18 protein-coding genes are annotated in these 18,233 nt (G+C 70.0%); 13 read left to right on the top strand and 5 right to left on the bottom strand.

The features are described from left to right. Window positions 1–24: 24 nt before the first annotated feature. From AC5Y36_RS20285 to AC5Y36_RS20245, 9 genes are all read left to right on the top strand, one after another. Window positions 25–900 carry an AAA family ATPase gene (locus AC5Y36_RS20285; RefSeq protein WP_500042743.1) on the top strand — a complete coding sequence of 292 codons (876 nt, stop codon included), beginning with the start codon at window positions 25–27 and terminating at the stop codon, window positions 898–900. A 13-nt stretch (window positions 901–913) separates the two neighbouring features. Continuing rightward, the gene (locus AC5Y36_RS20280; protein ID WP_500042742.1) at window positions 914–2,353 is read left to right on the top strand and encodes a vWA domain-containing protein; all 1,440 of its coding nucleotides are present in this window, start codon (window positions 914–916) and stop codon (window positions 2,351–2,353) included. Between the two features lie 102 nt (window positions 2,354–2,455). Then, window positions 2,456–3,508 carry an NAD-dependent epimerase/dehydratase family protein gene (locus AC5Y36_RS20275; protein WP_500042741.1) on the top strand — a complete coding sequence of 351 codons (1,053 nt, stop codon included), beginning with the start codon at window positions 2,456–2,458 and terminating at the stop codon, window positions 3,506–3,508. A gap of 126 nt (window positions 3,509–3,634) precedes the next feature. Then, a complete protein-coding gene (gene nadD / locus AC5Y36_RS20270) occupies window positions 3,635–4,243 on the top strand; it encodes a nicotinate-nucleotide adenylyltransferase (protein WP_500042760.1) in 609 nt (202 codons plus the stop codon). Then, window positions 4,240–4,608, top strand: a complete 369-nt coding sequence (gene rsfS / locus AC5Y36_RS20265) for a ribosome silencing factor (protein WP_500042740.1) — start codon at window positions 4,240–4,242, stop codon at window positions 4,606–4,608. The genes nadD and rsfS overlap by 4 nt, the downstream gene beginning before the upstream one ends. Then, window positions 4,605–5,285, top strand: a complete 681-nt coding sequence (gene gpgP, locus AC5Y36_RS20260) for a glucosyl-3-phosphoglycerate phosphatase (protein WP_500042739.1) — start codon at window positions 4,605–4,607, stop codon at window positions 5,283–5,285. The genes rsfS and gpgP overlap by 4 nt, the downstream gene beginning before the upstream one ends. Next, window positions 5,275–6,006 carry a diglucosylglycerate octanoyltransferase gene (gene octT / locus AC5Y36_RS20255; protein WP_500042738.1) on the top strand — a complete coding sequence of 244 codons (732 nt, stop codon included), beginning with the start codon at window positions 5,275–5,277 and terminating at the stop codon, window positions 6,004–6,006. The genes gpgP and octT overlap by 11 nt, the downstream gene beginning before the upstream one ends. A 25-nt stretch (window positions 6,007–6,031) precedes the next feature. Then, complete coding sequence (locus AC5Y36_RS20250) at window positions 6,032–6,874, top strand: DegV family protein (protein ID WP_500042759.1); 843 nt, start codon at window positions 6,032–6,034, stop codon at window positions 6,872–6,874. 10 nt (window positions 6,875–6,884) lie between these two features. Further along, window positions 6,885–7,775 (top strand): NAD(P)-dependent oxidoreductase, encoded by an 891-nt coding sequence (locus tag AC5Y36_RS20245; protein ID WP_500042737.1) that lies wholly within the window; start codon window positions 6,885–6,887, stop codon window positions 7,773–7,775. Between the two features lie 5 nt (window positions 7,776–7,780). On the opposite strand, the gene AC5Y36_RS20240 is transcribed toward AC5Y36_RS20245, so the two are convergent. Then, a complete protein-coding gene (locus tag AC5Y36_RS20240; RefSeq protein ID WP_500042736.1) occupies window positions 7,781–9,316 on the bottom strand; it encodes a nitric oxide reductase activation protein NorD in 1,536 nt (511 codons plus the stop codon). 62 nt (window positions 9,317–9,378) lie between these two features. Next, window positions 9,379–10,431 (bottom strand): NAD(P)H-dependent amine dehydrogenase family protein, encoded by a 1,053-nt coding sequence (locus AC5Y36_RS20235; protein WP_500042735.1) that lies wholly within the window; start codon window positions 10,429–10,431, stop codon window positions 9,379–9,381. An 88-nt stretch (window positions 10,432–10,519) separates the two neighbouring features. Between AC5Y36_RS20235 and AC5Y36_RS20230 the strand changes: the two genes are divergently transcribed. After that, a complete protein-coding gene (locus tag AC5Y36_RS20230) occupies window positions 10,520–11,704 on the top strand; it encodes an enhanced intracellular survival protein Eis (RefSeq protein ID WP_500042758.1) in 1,185 nt (394 codons plus the stop codon). Between the two features lie 70 nt (window positions 11,705–11,774). Here AC5Y36_RS20230 and AC5Y36_RS20225 read toward each other — a convergent pair whose 3' ends face one another. Both AC5Y36_RS20225 and AC5Y36_RS20220 read right to left on the bottom strand, forming a co-directional pair. Beyond that, entirely contained in the window at window positions 11,775–12,887 is a 1,113-nt protein-coding gene (locus AC5Y36_RS20225; protein ID WP_500042734.1) for an acyl-CoA dehydrogenase family protein, read from the bottom strand. A gap of 7 nt (window positions 12,888–12,894) precedes the next feature. Next, entirely contained in the window at window positions 12,895–14,055 is a 1,161-nt protein-coding gene (locus tag AC5Y36_RS20220; RefSeq protein WP_500042733.1) for an acyl-CoA dehydrogenase family protein, read from the bottom strand. 190 nt (window positions 14,056–14,245) lie between these two features. Between AC5Y36_RS20220 and AC5Y36_RS20215 the strand changes: the two genes are divergently transcribed. Genes AC5Y36_RS20215 through holA form a run of 3 tightly spaced genes read left to right on the top strand, consistent with a single transcriptional unit; the run spans window position 14,246 to window position 17,630 of the window. Then, on the top strand, window positions 14,246–15,103 hold the full coding sequence (locus tag AC5Y36_RS20215; RefSeq protein ID WP_500042732.1) for a ComEA family DNA-binding protein: 858 nt from the start codon (window positions 14,246–14,248) through the stop codon (window positions 15,101–15,103). Then, on the top strand, window positions 15,100–16,671 hold the full coding sequence (locus AC5Y36_RS20210) for a ComEC/Rec2 family competence protein (RefSeq protein ID WP_500042757.1): 1,572 nt from the start codon (window positions 15,100–15,102) through the stop codon (window positions 16,669–16,671). The genes AC5Y36_RS20215 and AC5Y36_RS20210 overlap by 4 nt, the downstream gene beginning before the upstream one ends. After that, window positions 16,668–17,630, top strand: a complete 963-nt coding sequence (gene holA, locus AC5Y36_RS20205) for a DNA polymerase III subunit delta (RefSeq protein WP_500042731.1) — start codon at window positions 16,668–16,670, stop codon at window positions 17,628–17,630. Before AC5Y36_RS20210 ends, holA begins: the two co-directional genes overlap by 4 nt. A gap of 155 nt (window positions 17,631–17,785) precedes the next feature. Here holA and rpsT read toward each other — a convergent pair whose 3' ends face one another. Then, window positions 17,786–18,046, bottom strand: a complete 261-nt coding sequence (rpsT, locus tag AC5Y36_RS20200) for a 30S ribosomal protein S20 (RefSeq protein WP_500042730.1) — start codon at window positions 18,044–18,046, stop codon at window positions 17,786–17,788. Window positions 18,047–18,233 lie beyond the last annotated feature (187 nt).

Below are 18,233 nucleotides of genomic sequence, written 5' to 3'. Positions count from 1 at the left end.
GACCGTCCTGACAGGAGAAACCCCGTGAGCGTGCCCGCCCAGTCGGTTCCGTTGTTCGCCGACATCGACGACGTCGCGCGGCGGCTCGCCGAGACCGGCTACCTGCCCGACACCGCCACCGCCACCGCGGTCTACCTCGCCGATCGGCTCGGCAAACCGCTGCTGGTGGAAGGGCCCGCCGGGGTGGGCAAGACCGAGCTGGCCCGGGCGGTTGCGGCGGCGACCGACGCCGGGCTGGTCCGGCTGCAGTGCTACGAGGGCGTCGACGAGGCCCGCGCCCTCTACGAGTGGAACCACGCCAAGCAGATCCTGCGCATCCAGGCCGGCTCGGCTGACTGGGATGCCACCAAATCCGACGTGTTCTCCGAGGAGTTCCTGCTGTCGCGTCCGCTGTTGACGGCGATCCGGCGCACCGAGCCGACGGTGCTGCTGGTCGACGAGACCGACAAGGCCGACATCGAGATCGAGGGCCTGCTGCTGGAGGTGCTGTCCGACTTCGCGGTCACCGTCCCCGAACTGGGCACCATCACCGCGTCGCGCAAACCGTTCGTCGTGCTGACATCCAACGCGACCCGCGAACTGTCCGAGGCGCTCAAGCGTCGCTGCCTGTTCCTGCACATCGACTTTCCCGACCCGGACCTGGAGCGTCGCATCCTGTTGTCGCGGGTGCCCGAACTGCCCGAGCACCTGGCCGCGGAGTTGGTGCGCATCATCGGCGTGCTGCGCGGTATGCAGCTCAAGAAGCTACCGTCGGTGGCCGAAACCATCGACTGGGGTCGCACCGTACTGGCGTTGGGCCTGGACACCCTCGACGACGCCACCGTCGCCGCCACCCTGGGCGTGGTCCTCAAACATCAGTCCGATCAGCAGCGGGCCGCTGGGGAGCTGAGGCTCAACTGATGGGGCTCAACTGATGGCCGCCCGCACCCGCCCCCCACAGCCGTTGGCCCCCAACGGGATCCCGGGCCATCTGGTGGGTTTCGTGGAGGCATTGCGCGGCGCCGGGATCGCGGTCGGGCCCTCGGAGACCGTCGATGCCGGGCGGGTGATGTCGGTGCTGGGGCTGGGCGACCGCGAGGTGCTGCGCGAAGGATTGGCCTGCGCGGTGCTGCGTCGGGCGGATCACCGCGACACCTACGACGCCATGTTCGACCTGTGGTTCCCGGCCGCGCTCGGCGGGCGCACGGTGATCGCCTCGGACGAGGCGGACCCGGACAGCGGGCAGCTGCCCGCCGACGACGTCGACGCGATGCGGGAGATGCTGCTCGACCTGCTCACCGACAACCCCGATCTCGCGGATCTCGATGAGCGGCTGACGGCGATGATCGCCCGGATCGTGGAGGCCTACGGCCGGTACAACTCCAGCCGCGGCCCGTCCTACTCGTCGTATCAGGCGCTCAAGGCGATGGGGCTGGACGAATTGGAGGGCCGGCTGCTGGCCGGGTTGCTGGCGCCCTACGGCGACGAGCCCAGCCCGACCCAGGAGCAGATCGCCAAAGCGCTTGCCGCGCAGCGAATCAACCAGCTGCGCAAAATGGTGGAGTCGGAAACCAAGCGGCGCACCGCCGAACAGCTCGGCCGCGACCACGTCCAGATGTACGGAATCCCACAACTCTCCGAGAACGTCGAATTTCTGCGCGCCTCCGGCGAGCAGCTGCGCCAGATGCGGCGGGTGGTGGCACCGTTGGCCCGCACCCTGGCCACCCGGCTGGCCGCGCGGCGGCGCCGTGCCCGGGCCGGGGCGATCGATCTGCGCAAGACGCTGCGCCGCTCGATGTCCACCGGCGGGGTTCCGATCGACCTGGTGCTGCGCAAACCCCGGCCGGCCCGCCCGGAGTTGGTGGTGTTGTGCGACGTGTCCGGATCGGTGGCCGGCTTCAGCCACTTCACCTTGCTGCTGGTCCACGCGTTACGCCAACAGTTTTCGCGGGTCCGCGTCTTCGCCTTCATCGACACCACCGACGAGGTCACCCATCTGTTCGGGCCGGATGCCGACCTGGCGGTGGCGATCCAACGGATCACCCGGGAGGCGGAGGTCTACACCCGCGACGGGCACTCCGATTACGGCAACGCGTTCACCTCGTTCACCGAACAGTTCCACAACGTGCTGTCGCCACGCAGCTCGCTGCTGGTGCTCGGGGACGGCCGCACCAATTACCGGGACCCGGCCACCGACGTGCTGGCGCACATGGTGACCGCCAGCCGGCACGCCCACTGGCTCAATCCCGAGCCCAAACACCTGTGGAACAGCGGTGATTCAGCGGTGAGCCGCTACCAGGAGGTGATCACCATGCATGAATGCCGGTCGGCCAAACAGCTGGCCTCGGTGATCGACCAACTGCTGCCGGTGTGAGATGCCTGCGACGCCGAGATTGCACTCATGTACGGGCCCGCTCGAACTTTCCATCCCTGAGTGCAATTTCGGCGAAAAGCCCGGCCCGGTGAAGGAGAAACCATGACGAGCATCGACCCCGGCGCGCCGGTCCTGGTGACCGGCGGCAGCGGATACATCGCGAGCTGGATTGTGCGCTACCTGTTGGAGGACGGCTACCAGGTGCGCGCGACGGTTCGCGACCCGGAGAAACCGAAGGGTCTGGAGCATCTGCACGCGCTGGCCGACCAGCATCCCGGAAAACTCACCCTGCACCGCGCGGACCTGCTGGACCCGGGCAGCTTCGCCGCGGCGATGGGCGGATGCCAGCTGGTCATCCACACCGCGTCGCCGTTCCTGCTGGGCGCCATCCGTGATCCCGAGCAGCAGCTGGTGCGTCCCGCGCTGGAAGGCACCCGCAACGTGTTGTCCGCGGTGGACCGCACCGCCTCGGTCCGCCGGGTGGTGCTGACCAGCAGCGTGGTCGCGATCTACGGCGACAACGCGGACATGCAAGGCAAGGACTGCTTCACCGAGGCGGACTGGAATACCACCAGCACCCTGGACCACCAGCCGTACTCGTACTCCAAGACGGTGGCCGAGCGGGAGGCCTGGGCGACCCAACAAGCGCAGCAGCGCTGGGACCTGGTGACCATCCACCCGTCGCTGGTGCTCGGTCCGGCGCTGACCACGGCCAGCGCGTCGGGAAGCATGACCACGATGGAGCATTTCGTCGACATGACGATGGCGTTGGGCGCGCCCGCGCTGGCCATGGGCGTCGTCGATGTGCGTGAGGTCGCCCGCGCGCATATCGTCGCGGGTTTCACCCCCGCGGCGCACGGCCGCTACGTGGTCAACTCCGCGGTGGTCAACATGCTCGACATCGGCAGGATGCTGCGGCAAAAGTTCGGCTCCCGGATGTCCTTCCCCAGCCGCGAACTGCCCAAGTTCATGATCAAGCTGGCGGCGCCGGTGGCCGGGCTGACCCGCAGATATGTCGACCTCAACGTCGGCTGGCCGTTGCGGTTGGACAGTTCGCGTGCGCGCAGCGAGCTGGGCATCGGGTTCCGGCCGGTGGAAGAGTCGGTCGTCGAGCACTTCCAGCAGATGATCGACGACGGTCTGGTGCGGGCCTAGCCGGCCCGCCCGTGAGCGTGCGTAGTTGTGCGGTGGTGGGCCAGAAAACTGGCATTCGGCGCACGCTCGCCGGTGGAGGTGAATGACAGCCCAGTAAGCTGGCCTATCGTGCGAAAACCGCGGCGGCTGGGTGTGATGGGTGGGACGTTCGATCCCATCCATAACGGCCACCTGGTCGCTGCCAGCGAGGTGGCCGACCGATTCGACCTCGACGAAGTGGTGTTCGTGCCCACCGGTCAGCCGTGGCAGAAGAGCCATGCCGTCACCGCCGCCGAGGATCGCTACCTGATGACGGTGATCGCCACCGCCGCCAATCCGCGATTCTCGGTGAGCCGGGTCGACATCGACCGGGCCGGGCCCACCTACACCCGCGACACGCTGCGCGAGCTGCGGGCGGCGCACCCGGACGCGGAACTGTTCTTCATCACCGGCGCCGACGCCCTGGCGTCCATCCTGACCTGGGAGGACTGGCAGGACCTGTTTGCCCTGGCCCGGTTCGTCGGGGTGAGCCGGCCCGGCTACGAACTGCACGGAGAGCACCTCTCCGAGGTGCTGGCCCAGTTGCCTCCCGACGCGTTGACCCTGGTCGAGGTGCCCGCCCTGGCGATCTCGTCCACCGACTGCCGGCAGCGCGCCGCGCAATCCCGGCCGATCTGGTACCTGGTTCCCGACGGGGTGGTGCAGTACGTGTCCAAGCGACGGCTCTACAGCAAACCCGATGGAGGCCAGCCATGACCGCGACCGAAGAGGCCGTCGCAATGGCGACTGTCGCCGCCCGGGCGGCGGCCGCCAAGCTCGCCGACGACGTCGTCGTCATCGACGTGTCCGGCCAGTTGGTGATCACCGACTGCTTCGTCATCGCCTCGGCGTCCAACGAACGGCAGGTCAACGCGATCGTCGACGAGGTCGAGGAGAAGATGCGGCTGGCGGGCTACAAGCCGGCCCGTCGCGAAGGCACCCGCGCCGGCCGCTGGACGCTGCTGGACTACGTCGACATCGTCGTGCACATCCAGCACCAGGAGGAGCGTGAGTTCTATGCGCTGGACCGGCTGTGGCGCGACTGTCCGGTGGTGCCGGTGACGCTGGAGGGCGCGCAGTGAGAGTCCGGCGGCTGGTCATGCTGCGGCACGGGCAGACCGAGTTCAACGCCGCCAGCCGGATGCAGGGCCAGCTGGACACCGAGCTCAGCGAGCTGGGGCACGCGCAGGCGGTGGCCGCCGCCGAGGTGCTGAGCAAGCGTCAACCCCTGCTGATCGTGTCCTCGGATCTGCGCCGGGCCGACGACACCGCCGAGAAGCTGGGGGAGCGCACCGGCCTGGCGGTTCGGGTGGACACCCGGTTGCGTGAGACGCACCTGGGTGACTGGCAGGGCCTGACGCACGCCGAGGTCGACGAGGCCGCACCCGGTGCCCGGCTGGCCTGGCGTGAGGATGCCACCTGGGCGCCGCACGGCGGCGAGAGCCGGGTCGACGTCGCCGATCGCAGCCGGCCCCTGGTCGCCGAGCTGATTGCCGCCGAACCGGAGTGGGGCGCAACCCATGGTGCCGAGCGGCCGGTGGTGCTGGTGACCCACGGCGGCCTGATCGCCGCATTGGCGGCATCGCTGCTGGGATTGCCGGTCGACAACTGGCCGGTGCTGGGAGGCATGGGCAACGCCAGCTGGACGCAGCTCAGCGGACACAGCGAAGACTCCGATTCCAGCACCGCCTTCGACGACATCAGATGGCGCATCGATGTCTGGAACGCCTCGGCGCAGGTGGCCAACGATGTCCTCTGAGCCCCGCCCCACGCTGCTGATCTTCGCCGACTCGCTGTCCTACTACGGGCCGACCGGCGGGCTTCCTGCCGACGACCCGCGGATCTGGCCCAATATCGTTGCGGCCCAAATCGGCTGGGATGTCGAACTGATCGGCCGGATCGGCTGGACCTGTCGAGATGTGTGGTGGGCGGCCACCCAGGACCCACGTGCCTGGGCGGCGCTGCCGCGGGCAGGTGCGGTCATCTTCGCGACCAGCGGCATGGATTCGCTGCCGTCGGTGCTGCCGACCGCGCTGCGCGAACTGATCCGTTATGTGCGCCCGCCGTGGCTGCGACGCTGGGTGCGTGACGGCTACGGCTGGCTGCAGCCGCGACTCTCACCGGTGGCCCCTTCGGCGCTGCCGCCGCATTTGACCGCGCAGTATCTCGAAGATACCCGTGGTGCAATCGATTTCAACCGCCCCGGGATCCCGATTGTGGCGTCGTTGCCGTCCGTCCACATCGCCGAGACCTATGGCAAGGCGCACCACGGCAGGGCCGGGACCGTCGCCGCCATCACCGAATGGGCTGCCCAGCACGATGTTCCGCTGGTCGACCTCAAAGAGGCGGTCGGCGACGAAGTGATGAGCGGTCGCGGCAACCCCGACGGCATCCACTGGAATTTCGAAGCGCACCGCGCGGTCGCCGACCTGATGCTCAAAGCCCTGGCCGAAGCCGGGATACCAGGGTCGCCCGGATGACCCGCGCCCAGGAGCGGCGGTGCCCGTGGCAGTAGTCGTTGTCACCGACTCCTCCGCGCGGATCCCCGCCGACCTGCGCACGCGTTGGGGTATCCGGGAAGTTCCGCTGCATATCCTGCTCGACGGCGCCAACCTGCGCGACGGGGTGGACGAGGTTCCCGACGACATCCACGAGCGGGACGGGGCCACCACCGCCGCCGCCACCCCCGACGACCTGCGAGCGGTGTACCGCCAAGCGCTTGCCGACAGCGGCGGTGCCGGCGTGCTGGCAGTGCACCTGTCCTCGGCGCTGTCGGGCACGCTGCGGGCCGCTCAACTGGCTGCCGCCGATGTGGGACCCGCGGTGCGGGTGATCGACTCGAAAACCGTCGCCATGGCGTCTGGTTTCGTCGCGCTGGCTGCTGCTCGGGCAGCGGCCGACGGCGCCGACCTGGACGCCGTTGCCGACGCGGCATCGGCCGCGGTGGGCCGCAGCCACGGCTACATCGTCGTGCACCGACTGGACAACCTGCGCCGCAGCGGCCGAATCGGCAGTGCGGCCGCGTGGCTGGGCACCGCGTTGTCGCTCAAACCGCTGCTACGGATCGACGACGGAAAACTTGTTCTGGCGCAACGGGTGCGCACCCCCAGCAAGGCCGTCGCCACCATGATCGAGCGGGTGTGTGAGATCGTCGGCGACCGGCCGGCCAGGCTCGCGGTGCACCATGTCGCCAATCCGCAGGGTGCGGACGAGGTTGCGGCGGCACTGGCCGAGCGACTGCCGGCCTGCGAACCCGCGATCATCACCGATTTGGGCCCGGTGCTGGCCCTGCATGTCGGCGGGGGTGCGGTGGCGGTCTGCGTCGACGTGGAGCGACAGGAAAACTAAGGACACGGGCGTGCAACTCGGATTCATCGGCCTGGGTCACATGGGTTTTCCGATCGCGCGGCGACTTCTGCAGGCCGGCCACGCCGTGGTGGCCTTCGATACCCGCAACGACGCCCTGGACCGCCTCGTCGGCCACGGCGCGCAGCGTGCTGCCTCGGCCAAGGACGTCGGTGACCGCGCCGAAACCGTGCTGGCGAGCCTGCCGTCACCGGAGGCGTCGCTGGCGGTGGCCACCGGCGCCGACGGGCTGATCGAGGGCACGTCGGTGCGGCGCTTCGTCGACTTCTCCACGGTCGGCGCCGGTACGGCGCAGCGAATCCAGCAGCGGCTTGCCCGGCGCGGCATCGCCGCGATCGACAGCCCGGTCAGCGGCGGTATCGCCGGCGCGCAGCGCGGCACGCTCGCCCTGATGGTGTCGGGCGCGCGTCGGGATTTCGATCTGGTGGCCCCGGTGCTCGACGCGGTCGGGACGGTGTTCTACGTCGGCGAGGCGCCCGGTTCGGGGCAGTCCATGAAGCTGGTCAACAACATGCTTGCGGCCACCGGGCTGATCGCCACCTGCGAGGCCGTGGTGATGGGGGTCAAGGCGGGTCTTGATCCGCAGGTGATGATCGACGTCCTGAACGCCGGCTCGGGCGCGACGCACGCCAGCCGGGACAAATTCCCGCGGTCGATTCTGCCGCGCACCTTCGACTTCGGCTTCGCGACCGGGCTGATGGTCAAGGATGTCCGGCTCTACCTCGAGGAGGCGCAGGCCCTGGGGGTGCCGACGGAGGTGATGGCGGCGGTCGGGCAGGCGTGGGAGAACGTGATCAGCGTGCTCGGGCCCGATTGCGACTTCACCGCCGCGATCCAGCCGCTCGAGCAGGCGGCGGGCGTCATCGTGCGCCCGGCCGAGTGAAAAACCTACGCCGACACCAGCTCTCGATGAACGTGCGCCAACACGTTGGGCAGTTCGTCGATCCGTTTGATGCGGGTGGAGCGGCGCGGCCCGAACACCTCCGGCAGCGGATCCACCCGGGTGGGGCCGACCCCGATGTAGTACACGGACACCCCTGCCGCCTCGGCTTCCTCGACGGCGTGGGTGACGTCGGCCCACGCGTAGCGGCCCTCGTAGCCCTCGTCGGAGATCAGACCGTCGCCGATCACGATCAGCAGCCGTCGTTGCGAGGGCTGGGCCAGCAGCCGGCTGGTGAGGTGCCGCACCGGCGCGCCGAGCCGGGTGTATCCGCCGGTTGCCAGGCCTTGTCCGCTGGGGGCGGCGAAGCTGGGGTCGTCGAAATCCTTCAGGCAGCGGACCTCGACACGGTGGCGGGTACTGCCGCTGAACACGAAGACGCCGTGGCGCTCCCCGGCGAGTTTCATCGCCTGCGACAGCGCGTCGGCGCATGCCAATTCGAGCCGGAAGATCTGGCCCTGGTGGATGCCCAGCGACGAGCTGCCGTCCAGCAGCAACGCGGTGCTGACGTCGCGGAAGCCCGGTAGCAACTCCCGAAACACCAGCCCTTTGGACGTCCCACCGGATTTCGTGTCGACATAGTGGTCGACGTAGCGGTCGATGTCCAGATCGCACCCGTCTTCGAGCCCCCCGCGCATCACCCGGTGGGTGTGCTGCTCGAACCAGCGCCGGATCGCAGGCGAGACGGGTTGCGGTGCTGTCGAGCGTGTTTCGTGTTTGCGTTCGAGCACCGCGACATGGCGCGGCAGGAACGCTCCGGTCCAGGCGTTCCATTCCGGGTAGGGGATGCCGACGCGCTGGTCGGCGCGGATCTCGATCTCTTCGTCTTCGGGGCGGCTGGGCGGCGGCAGATTCGGATTGCGGACACCGCCTTCCCCGCCGACCGGGATGGTGAACCCGATCCGTCGGTGGGTTCGTTGCGAACTCCACGGCATGCGGCCGCGCATCCGCAGCGCCGCCGCGCTGATACCGCGCCGCGGTCCCGCAGCAGGGGTAAGCCGGCCCAGCAGCGGGTAGCGGTCGAGCTGTTCACGCGAACGAGCGAGAACCATTGCCGCGTCGATCATCTGCGCCGCGTCGGCGCCGTCCGGCGACTGCGGCTCCAGTCCGACGAGATGTCGCCGGCATTCGGGCAGCAGACCGGGCCAATTGACCTCGATCCAACCCAGCGCCACCCGGCCCTCGACGACCGCCAGGGCGGCCAGTTCCCGCGCGGCGAGTTCATGCAGCGCGTAGTCGGCGAAAGCGTCCTTGGACGGGGCGCACTGCAAAGCTACCCCGCAGGTCAGCGTCCGCGGGGTCCAGCCAGGGTCGATGACGGGGTAGGGGACCTCGACGATCCTGCGCCCCGGGTTGAGGCCGAAGCCGCGGCGTTCCCCCGACACCAGTCGGGCGCCGTCGCGAGCGCCACCGGACAGCGCCACGGCGACCAGCGCGCAGCGGCGCTCGAGCGTCAGTGCCGGCGGGGCGACCTGTAGAGGCATCGCCTCGCATTGTGGTTCCGGTCACTGACTCCTGTCAATGACTGGCATCAGTGAGTCGAACCTCAGGTCGCGACGCGACCGGTGACCGGCGGCAGATCCGCCAGGGTGACGATGCCGGGTGCGGCAGCGACCACGGCCGGTACTGCGTTGGTGACCGGCATCGCCGTGTAGATGCCGCCCAGTCCGCCGACGCCGGCCTCGGCCCAATCCTTGGGCGGCAGGCAGTGGATGACGGTGCGCATGTTGGGCACCCCGAACACCTGGATGACGTGGCCGTGGGCGACCGGCTTGGGCGGGATGACGTGGCTTCCCATGATCCAGTTGAAGCCGACGCTGACCACGTTGCGCTCGCCGACCCAGCCGCGGTGATAGCCGTAGACGCTGCCGACGGTGCCGGCCGGGATCTTCATGAAGCCCAGGTCGGAATCGGCGGTGGCGGCGGTGAATTCGACGTCGAAGGTCAACTTGTCCAGTTGCGCACCGATGGCATCGGCCATCATCGCCGCGGACTCGGCGAATACCTCGCACTCGCGTCGCACACTGTCGGCCAGGCCGGGGGTGTCGGGGTCCTGGCCGAACCCCATCGCCGCCATGGTGTCCGCGGACTCGTAGGTCGAGCAGTCCACCGACTCGGTGATCCGGATCTCGTCGACCCGCTCACACGCCGACGACAGCACCATGCCGATCATGTTCGTCAGGCCCGGGTGTGCGCCGCTGCCGAACATCGTCGATTGCCCCGCCTGGCAGGCCGCCTCGACGCGTTCCCGGTCGGCCGGGCTCAGCTTGCCGCCGGTGATCCACGCCGCGCTGGAGCAGACGTTGATGCCGGCCTGCAGCAGTCGCACCAACTCATCGATGTTCGGCCACAGCGGGTTGTAACAGCAGGCGTCCGGTTTGAGCGCGATCAGCGCCTCGATGTCGTTGGTCGCGGTGACCCCCGTCGGTTCCGGCCAGTTCGCGAGCTTGGCCGCGTCGGCGCCGACCTTGCCCGCGCCGTGCGCGTAGACCCCGACCAACTCCATGTCGGGCCGGCCGATGATGGCGTGCAGCGACCGCTGCCCGATGTTGCCGGTCGTCCATTGGATCACCCGCAGCGGACGGTCAGTGGCTCTCATGGCGCTCCTCGAGGTCGGTGGTGGTGTGATCACTTTATTGGGATGCGATGCACGGGCGTCTGTGGCACCGTCGAAGGCCGTGACCACCCTGACCCTGCGCACCGCCACCGACGACGATTGGCCGGCGATATCGTTGCTGGCCGCCACCGGTTTTGGGTGGTCGGTCGAGCCGGAGTCGTTCACGGCATGGCGGGTTTTGCAGGCCACCGACGGTGCGGTGGTGGTGTACGACGGCCGCGACATCGTCGGTCACGCGCTGTACCTGGATTTGCGGCTGACCGTCCCCGGCGGGGCGGTGTTGCCCACGGCCGGGGTCAGCCTGGTGGTCGTCGCTCCGACACATCGTCGTCGCGGCATTTTGCGGATGATGTACGAGGATTTGCACCGGCGCATCGCCGATGCCGGATACCCGGTCGCCGCCCTGACCGCCAGCGAGGGCGGCATCTATGGCCGTTTCGGGTACGGTCCGGCCACCACCGACCACGAATGGACCATCGACCGCCGGTTCGCCCGGTTTCACCCCGACGTGCCGGACCCCGGCGGGGTCCGGTTGGTCAAACCCGTCGAGTGCCGCGACGAGCTTGCCGCCATCTATGACCGGTGGCGGCAGCGCACCCCCGGCGGGCTGATACGTCCGACCCCGCTGTGGGATGACCTGCTCGCGGATCGGGAAAGCACGCGCGGTGGCGGCACAGAACGGTTCGCGTTGCTGCATCCCGACGGCTACGTGCTGTACCGGGTGCACGGCCATGACCCGAAGTCGGTGCGGGTCGGCGAATTCCGGGCGGCGACCGCCGCGGCACACGTCGCGCTGTGGCGCGCGCTGCTGGGGCTGGACCTGATGCAGACCGTCAGCGCCCTGACCCATCCCGACGACCCGTTGCCCTACCTGCTGACCGATCCGCGGCTGGCCACCACCACCGCGCGCGAGGACGGTCTGTGGCTGCGGATCATGGATGCTCCCGCGGCGTTGCAGGCGCGCAGCTATCATGCGGACCTGTCCGTGGTGCTGCAGCTGTCCGATGGCTTCCGCGGCGACGGCGGCCGGCTGGCCCTGGAGATCCGCGACGGCCGTGCCCGGTGCACACCGACCGACGCGGCGGCCGATGTCGAGATGGACCTCGATGTGCTGGGCAGCCTGTACCTGGGCACCCACCGGGCGTCGGCGCTGGCGGGCGCCAACCGGCTGCGGTGCACGGACCCCGAGCTGATCCGACGCCTGGACGCCGCGTTCGTCAGCGACCTGCCGGCCCAGATCGGTTTCGGCTTCTAGGATTTGACGCGAGATTGCAGCCAGGGAGGGATCTACCGGCGCTGTTGGTCCCTGAGTGCAATCTCGGGGATTACAGCCGGGCCAGGTCGTAGTCACCCACCTGACCGGCCAGCACACCCAGCTGGTCCTGCGCGGACCCCAGCGTCTGCTCGATCGCGGTCAGCCGCGCGGCGTAGTGGCCCACCGGGTATTCCGCGGTCACCCCGATACCTCCGTGCAGCTGGATGGCCTCCTGGGCGATGTGCCGCCCGGAGCGGGCGATCTGCAGTTTGGCGCGCGCCGCGATCACCGGGTCGACGTTGCCGTCGGCGATCGACATTGCGGCATACAGATTCATGCTGCGCGCCAACTCCAGCGACACGTACATGTCGGCAGCACGCTGGGTCAGCGTCTGGAAGGTGTTCAGCGTGACCCCGAACTGCTTGCGCGTCTTGAGGTAGTCGGTGGTCAGCCGCAGCGCCTCCTCCATCGCGCCGAGCGCCTCGGCGCACAGCGCCGACTGGATGCGGATCAGGCCGGCCCGCAACGCCGGCGATGCATCAGTGGCGGCCCCCAACGGCTGCGCCGCGGCCGCGTCGAAGTCGATCTGGGCGCCGTGCAGACCATCGAAGGTCCGGTACGGCTGGCGGGTCACCGCCGCGTTCTCGGCGGTGTCGACCAGGAACAGTCCGGTCCCGCCGTCCGGCAGGGCCGCGCTGACCACCAGGGTGTCCGCGCAGTGGCCGGCCAGCACCGGGTTCTTACGCCCGCTGATCACCCACGAATCGCCTTGCCGCACCGCCGATGTCGACACCTGCAGTGCGGCGCCACGCATTCCGGGCTCGTTGTGCGCCAACGCCAGCAGCTTCTCGCCGGCGGCGACGTCGTCGAGCAACCCGCGCTGGTCGTCGCTGCCCTGCTCGGCGATGATGGCGCCGGGCCCGAGGGCGGCGTTGACGACGGGCTCGGGCGCCAGGCGCCGCCCGATCTCGGTGAGGACCAGCATGACCTCGATCTGGCCGCCGGCGTCGGGCTCCAGGCCGAGCCCCAGGATCCCGACCTCGGCCAGCTGCCTCCACACGTCGCGGTTCCAGCCCAGCTCGGTGTCGACGATCTTGTTGTGGGTCTCGATGTCGTAGTTGCGCAACAGATCCCGGGTGGTGTCGCGGAGCAGGGTCTGCTCGTCGCTCAATTGGAAGTCCATGGCTGCCTCACAATCCCAGGATGGTGGACGAGATGATGGTGCGTTGCACCTCGTTGCTGCCGCCGTAGATCGATGTCTTGCGGTAGTTCAGATAGTGCGGCGCGCTGTGCTGCGCCCAGTGTGGCGACGCGAGATCCGGCCCCGCCTCGAACGGCAACGCGTCCGGGCCGGCAACCTCGACCATCAATTCGGTGGCGATCTGCTGCAGTTGGCTGCCGCGCAGCTTCAGCACCGACGACGCCGGGTTGGGCTTGCCGTCGACCGAACCGGAGGCCACCCGCATCTGGGTGAGTTCCAGGGACAGCACGTCGTTCTCCGCCTCGGCGAGGCGCGCCGCGAACAGCGGGTCGCTGAGCAGCCCGGTCTCGGTGGCGCGCTTTTTGACCTCGGCGAGGCGGACCTTGGTGCGGCCCACTCCGGCGATACCGGCGCGCTCGTTGCCGAGCAGGAATTTCGCGTACGACCAGCCCTGGTTCTCCTGGCCCACCAGCTGATCGGCGGGCACCCGGACGTCTTCGAAGAAGACCTCGTTGACCTCGTAGCCGCCGTCGATCAGCTTGATCGGTCGCAGCGTGACTCCCGGGGTGGACATTTCGAACAGCAGGAAGGAGATACCGGCCTGGCGTTTGGGCGCCTGCGGATCGGTGCGGACCAGGCAGAAGATCCAGTCCGCGTACTGCCCCAGCGTGGTCCAGGTCTTCTGGCCGTTGACGACGTAGCTGTCGCCGTCGCGCACCGCGGTGGTGCGCAGCGACGCCAGGTCCGACCCGGCTTCGGGCTCGGAGAATCCCTGACACCACCAGATGTCCAGGTTGGCGGTCGGCGGCAGGAACCGTTCCTTGAGTTCCTGCGAGCCGAACTCGGCGATCACCGGGCCGACCATGTTGGCGTTGAACGTCAGCGGTTCGGGCACGCTGGCCAGTTGCATCTCGTCGAGCCAGATCTGGTGCTGGGTGGCGGTCCAGTCCTTGCCGCCCCACTCCACCGGCCAGCCCGGCACCGCCAGACCGTGCTCGTTGAGGATCTTGTGGCTGGTGGCGATCCCGTCGCGGCCCAGCTCATGGCCCAGCCGGACCCGCTCGCGCAGTTCGGCGGGAATCTTGGTGGTGTAGAAGGTCCGAAGCTCGTCGCGGAAAGCGGCCTCATCTGCGGTGAGCGCCAACTGCATGGCAGCCTCCTTGTCTGGCGGGTGAGCGTGCACCGATGCTGTCTGAACACTAATGCGTGCGGTTACCGGCCGGTCGGCAGCCCCCGACCAGTCGGTTGGTTGTGCACAGTTGCGGATTGCTCCACAGCGGGCCCCTGATCGCCCGGTGTGCGGCCGGTCCGCGTCGTGGCCGCTGCTTAGGGTCGGCCCCATGCGAACCGAACTTCCGGTCGGCCGGGCGCACCGCCGGCTGGGTCTGCCGCCCCAATGTCAGGACGGCGACGCCGCTGACACCTGCGATGAGGACGACGACGCCGCTGAGGAGGACCCCAACGCGATCCTGCCGCGCTGGGTTCCCGACGGAACGGCGTCCGGGGGCTGGCTGGCCAAGGTGCGGGTCGACCCCGGCCGCAGTGGGGCCATCGCGCTGGCGGCGGTCGCGGCGGTCGCGGTGCTGATCACGGTGTTCACGCTGGTCGGGGATCGGCCCGCGCCGGTCGCATCGGCCAAACTGCCTGCCGTGGAGGTGGTTTCCTCGGTCACCCGCAGCGCGGATCCCGGGCCGGCGGCCGCCGAGGCGCAGCCGGTGGTCAGCGTGGTGGGCCTGGTGCACAGCCCGGGACTGGTGACCTTGGCTCCCGGGGCCCGCATCGCCGACGCGCTGACCGCGGCCGGCGGTGTACTCGACGGCGCCGACACCGTCGGATTGAACCTGGCACGCCAGGTCGCCGACGGTGAACAGATCGTCGTCGGTATCGCGGAGCGGGTGGGGCTGCCCAAGTCGCTGGGCAGTTCGGTGAGTGGACGCGACGATGCCGGGCAAGCCCCAGCCGCCCCCGCGCAGCCCACCTCGCGCTCGGCGCCCGCCAAGGCCGGTGGGCTCGTCGACCTCAACACGGCGACCGTCGCGCAACTCGACACCCTGCCCGGCGTCGGTCCGGTCACCGCCGCGGCGATCGTGGCGTGGCGCGACGCCCACGGCAAGTTCACCAGCGTCGACCAACTCGGCGAGGTGGACGGCATCGGCCCGGCGCGCCTGGAGAAGCTGCGTGCCCTGGTCCGCGTCTGAGCCTCATGGAGCAGCGGCTGGATCTGCGGTTGGCTCCGACCGCGCTGGCCAGTTGGCTGGTCACCGCTGCCGGGATCGTGTGGCCGGTCGGCAATCTGCTCGCCGCATCGGGCGTCGCGCTGGCCGCGGCGTCGGCGGTGCTGTGGTGGCGGGCCGACCGCGTGCGTGCCGGCGGCCTCGCGATGCTGGGTGTCGGCCTGGCGGCGGTGGGTGTGGTGGCGGCCGGGTTCGGGTGGGCGGTGGCGCTGCGCGCCGACGCGGTGCGCCGGCACCCGATCGTCGCGGCGTTCGGCACGGTCGCACCGGTGGTCGTCACCCCCAGCGAGAGCGCGATGGTGGTGGGTGGGCGCCGGCTGATGTTTCGCGCCACCCTGCAGCGGCTGCGCGCCGAGCCGATCACCGGCCGGGTGGTGGTCTTCGCGCCCGCCGCCGACGTCAGCGAGGTCATGGTCGGCCAGCCGCTGGCCTTCTCGGCCCGGATCGCCCACCCGAACAGGCGTGACCTGACCGTCGCGGTCCTCACCGCCGCCGGGGCGGCGACGCCGGGCCGGGCCGGGCCGGTGCAGCGGGCCGCGCACACCGTGCGGACCCGGTTCGCGGAGCTGGCCGGCCAGGTGCTGCCGGGGGAGCAGGCCAGGATGCTGCCGGCCTTGGTGCTGGGGGACACCTCGGCGGTCACCGCCACCACCAGCCGCGAGTTCCGGGCCGCCAACCTGATGCACCTGATGGCGGTGTCGGGCGCCAACGTCACGATCGTGTGCGGGGCGGTGCTGTTCGCTGCCCGGCTGATCGGTCCGCGGCCGGCGGCGGGCCTGGCCGCGCTGGCCTTGGTGGTGTTCGTGATCGTGGTGCAGCCCACCGCCAGCGTGTTGCGGGCGGCGGTGATGGGGGCGATCGCGCTGCTGGGGGTGGTGTCGTCGCGGCGGCGGCAGGCGATCCCGAGCCTGGCCGCCAGCGTGCTGCTGCTGATGGCGGTCGCCCCGCAGCTGGCGGTCGACGTCGGGTTCGCCCTGTCGGTGGTGGCCACCGCGGCGCTGGTGGTGATCGCCCCGATCTGGTCGCGGCGGCTGGTCAGCCGGGGCTGGCCCAAACCGGTGGCCGACGCGCTCTGCGTGGCGTGGGCGGCGCAGCTGGTGACCGCGCCGCTGATCGCCGGCATCTCCGGGCGCCTCAGCGTGGTCGGGGCCGCCGCCAACCTCCTGGTGGCGGTGATGGTCGTGCCGATCACCGTATTGGGTAGCGCCGCGGCGGCGCTCGGCGTCCTCTGGCCGGCCGGGGCGCAGCTGCTGATCCGCTTCACCGGCCCGGAACTGTGGTGGGTGTGCCATGTCGCGCACTGGGCTGCCGCGGTGCCGGGGGCGACGGTGCCCGTTCCCGCCGGTGTGGCCGGGGTGGCCGTCCTGGTCGCGGGCGCCGCGCTGGCGGTGCCGGCCTGGCGCTGGCGCTGGTTTCGGTCGGCGACGGCCGCGGTGCTGGTCTGCGCGCTGGCGTGGGCGGCGTCCGGCCTGTTGACCGGGCAGGACCGGCTCGCGGCGCTGTCGGCCACCCGTGACACGATTGCCGGGTGAACCAACCGGTCTCGCCGCTGCACCTGGTTCTCGGGGACGAGGAACTGCTGGTCGAACGCGCGGCGGCCGAGGTGCTGCGGGCGGTGCGCAAGCAGGCCGGCACCGCCGACATCCCGGTGGACCGGTTGCGGGCCGGTGACGTCGACCCCCATGAGCTGGCCGAGCTGTTGAGCCCGTCGCTGTTCGCCGACGAACGGGTCGTGGTTCTGGAGGCCGCCGGCGAGGCCGGCAAGGACGCCGTCGCCCTGATCGAGTCGGCGGCCGCTGATCTGCCGCCCGGCACGGTGCTGGTGGTGGTGCATTCCGGCGGCGGGCGCGCCAAGGCGCTGGCCGGCAGGCTGCGCGAACTGGGGGCCCAGGTGCATCCCTGCGCAAAGATCACCAAGCCCAGCGAACGGACCGACTTCGTCCGCGCCGAATTCCGGGCGCTGCGGGTCAAGGCCGACGAGGCCGCGGTGTCCGCACTGCTCGACGCGGTCGGCTCCGACATCCGTGAGCTGGCCGCCGCATGCTCACAGCTGGTGGCCGACACCGGCGGCCACGTCGACGTCGCCGCGGTGCGCCGCTACCACAGCGGCAAGGCCGAGGTGAAGGGCTTCGACATCGCCGACAAGGCCGTTGGCGGTGATGTGGCCGGCGCCGCCGAGGCGCTGCGCTGGGCGATGATGCGCGGGGAGCCGCAGGTGGTGCTGGCCGACGCCCTGGCCGAGGCGGTACACACCATCGCGGTGGTCGGGCCGCGCAAGGGCGATCCCTACGGGCTGGCCTCCGAGCTGGGGATGCCGCCCTGGCGGGTGCAGAAAGCCCAACGGCAGGCGCGGCGCTGGTCGCGGGACACGGTGGCCGAAGCGTTGCAGGTGGTCGCCGCGCTCAACGCCGACGTCAAGGGCGCGGCCGTGGACACCGACTACGCGCTGGAAGCCGCGGTCCGCAAGGTCGCCGAGCTGGTGGCCGACTAACCCGACGAGCAGCTGCCCGAGCGGCATCGTCACGACGCGACACGCCGCCGACGCGTCGTGACAGTGCCAGTCGCGGTCGGCGGAGACGCAAAAGCCCCCGTTTCGGTAGGCGAAACGGGGGCTTTGCGGCTGCTCGCGCGCTACGGCGCGGCAGATCAGATCTTGTTGAGGGCCTGCGCCAGCGCCGACTTCTTGTTGGCGGCCTGGTTCTTGTGGATCACGCCCTTGCTGGCGGCCTTGTCGAGCTTGCGGCTGGTCGACACCAGCAGCTCGGCGGCCTTGTCCTTCTCGCCGGCCTCGGCGGCCTCGCGGAAGGCGCGGACCGCGGTACGCAGCGACGACTTCACCGACTGGTTCCGCAGCCGGGAGATCTCGTTGGTGCGGTTGCGCTTTTCCTGCGACTTGATGTTGGCCACGCGTAAGTTCCTTCGCAATTCTCGGCTTGGGTTACCTCAGGGCAAGCGAGCACCTGGGCAGCAGCTGTTCAGGCTACCAGTCGGCGCGCGGATCTCCCAAAGCAGAACGGCCCCGACCGGAATGAACGCGCACTGAAACGATGGTTCTGCGGCAGCATAAGACGGGTGAGACCCACCCGGTGCGGGC

Source organism: Mycobacterium sp. NGS50 (assembly GCF_059812545.1).
This window is presented reverse-complemented; position numbering and strand designations above follow the sequence as displayed.

Excerpts from the sequence above, each read along its gene's own strand:
- AC5Y36_RS20280 (WP_500042742.1), top strand. The coding sequence starts at position 914 with ATGGCCGCCCGCACCCGCCCCCCACAGCCGTTGGCCCCCAACGGGATC.
- AC5Y36_RS20275 (WP_500042741.1), top strand. The coding sequence starts at position 2,456 with ATGACGAGCATCGACCCCGGCGCGCCGGTCCTGGTGACCGGCGGCAGC.
- rsfS (WP_500042740.1), top strand. The coding sequence starts at position 4,240 with ATGACCGCGACCGAAGAGGCCGTCGCAATGGCGACTGTCGCCGCCCGG.
- octT (WP_500042738.1), top strand. The coding sequence starts at position 5,275 with ATGTCCTCTGAGCCCCGCCCCACGCTGCTGATCTTCGCCGACTCGCTG.
- AC5Y36_RS20240 (WP_500042736.1), bottom strand. The coding sequence starts at position 9,316 with ATGCCTCTACAGGTCGCCCCGCCGGCACTGACGCTCGAGCGCCGCTGC.
- AC5Y36_RS20235 (WP_500042735.1), bottom strand. The coding sequence starts at position 10,431 with ATGAGAGCCACTGACCGTCCGCTGCGGGTGATCCAATGGACGACCGGC.
- AC5Y36_RS20225 (WP_500042734.1), bottom strand. The coding sequence starts at position 12,887 with ATGGACTTCCAATTGAGCGACGAGCAGACCCTGCTCCGCGACACCACC.
- AC5Y36_RS20220 (WP_500042733.1), bottom strand. The coding sequence starts at position 14,055 with ATGCAGTTGGCGCTCACCGCAGATGAGGCCGCTTTCCGCGACGAGCTT.
- AC5Y36_RS20215 (WP_500042732.1), top strand. The coding sequence starts at position 14,246 with ATGCGAACCGAACTTCCGGTCGGCCGGGCGCACCGCCGGCTGGGTCTG.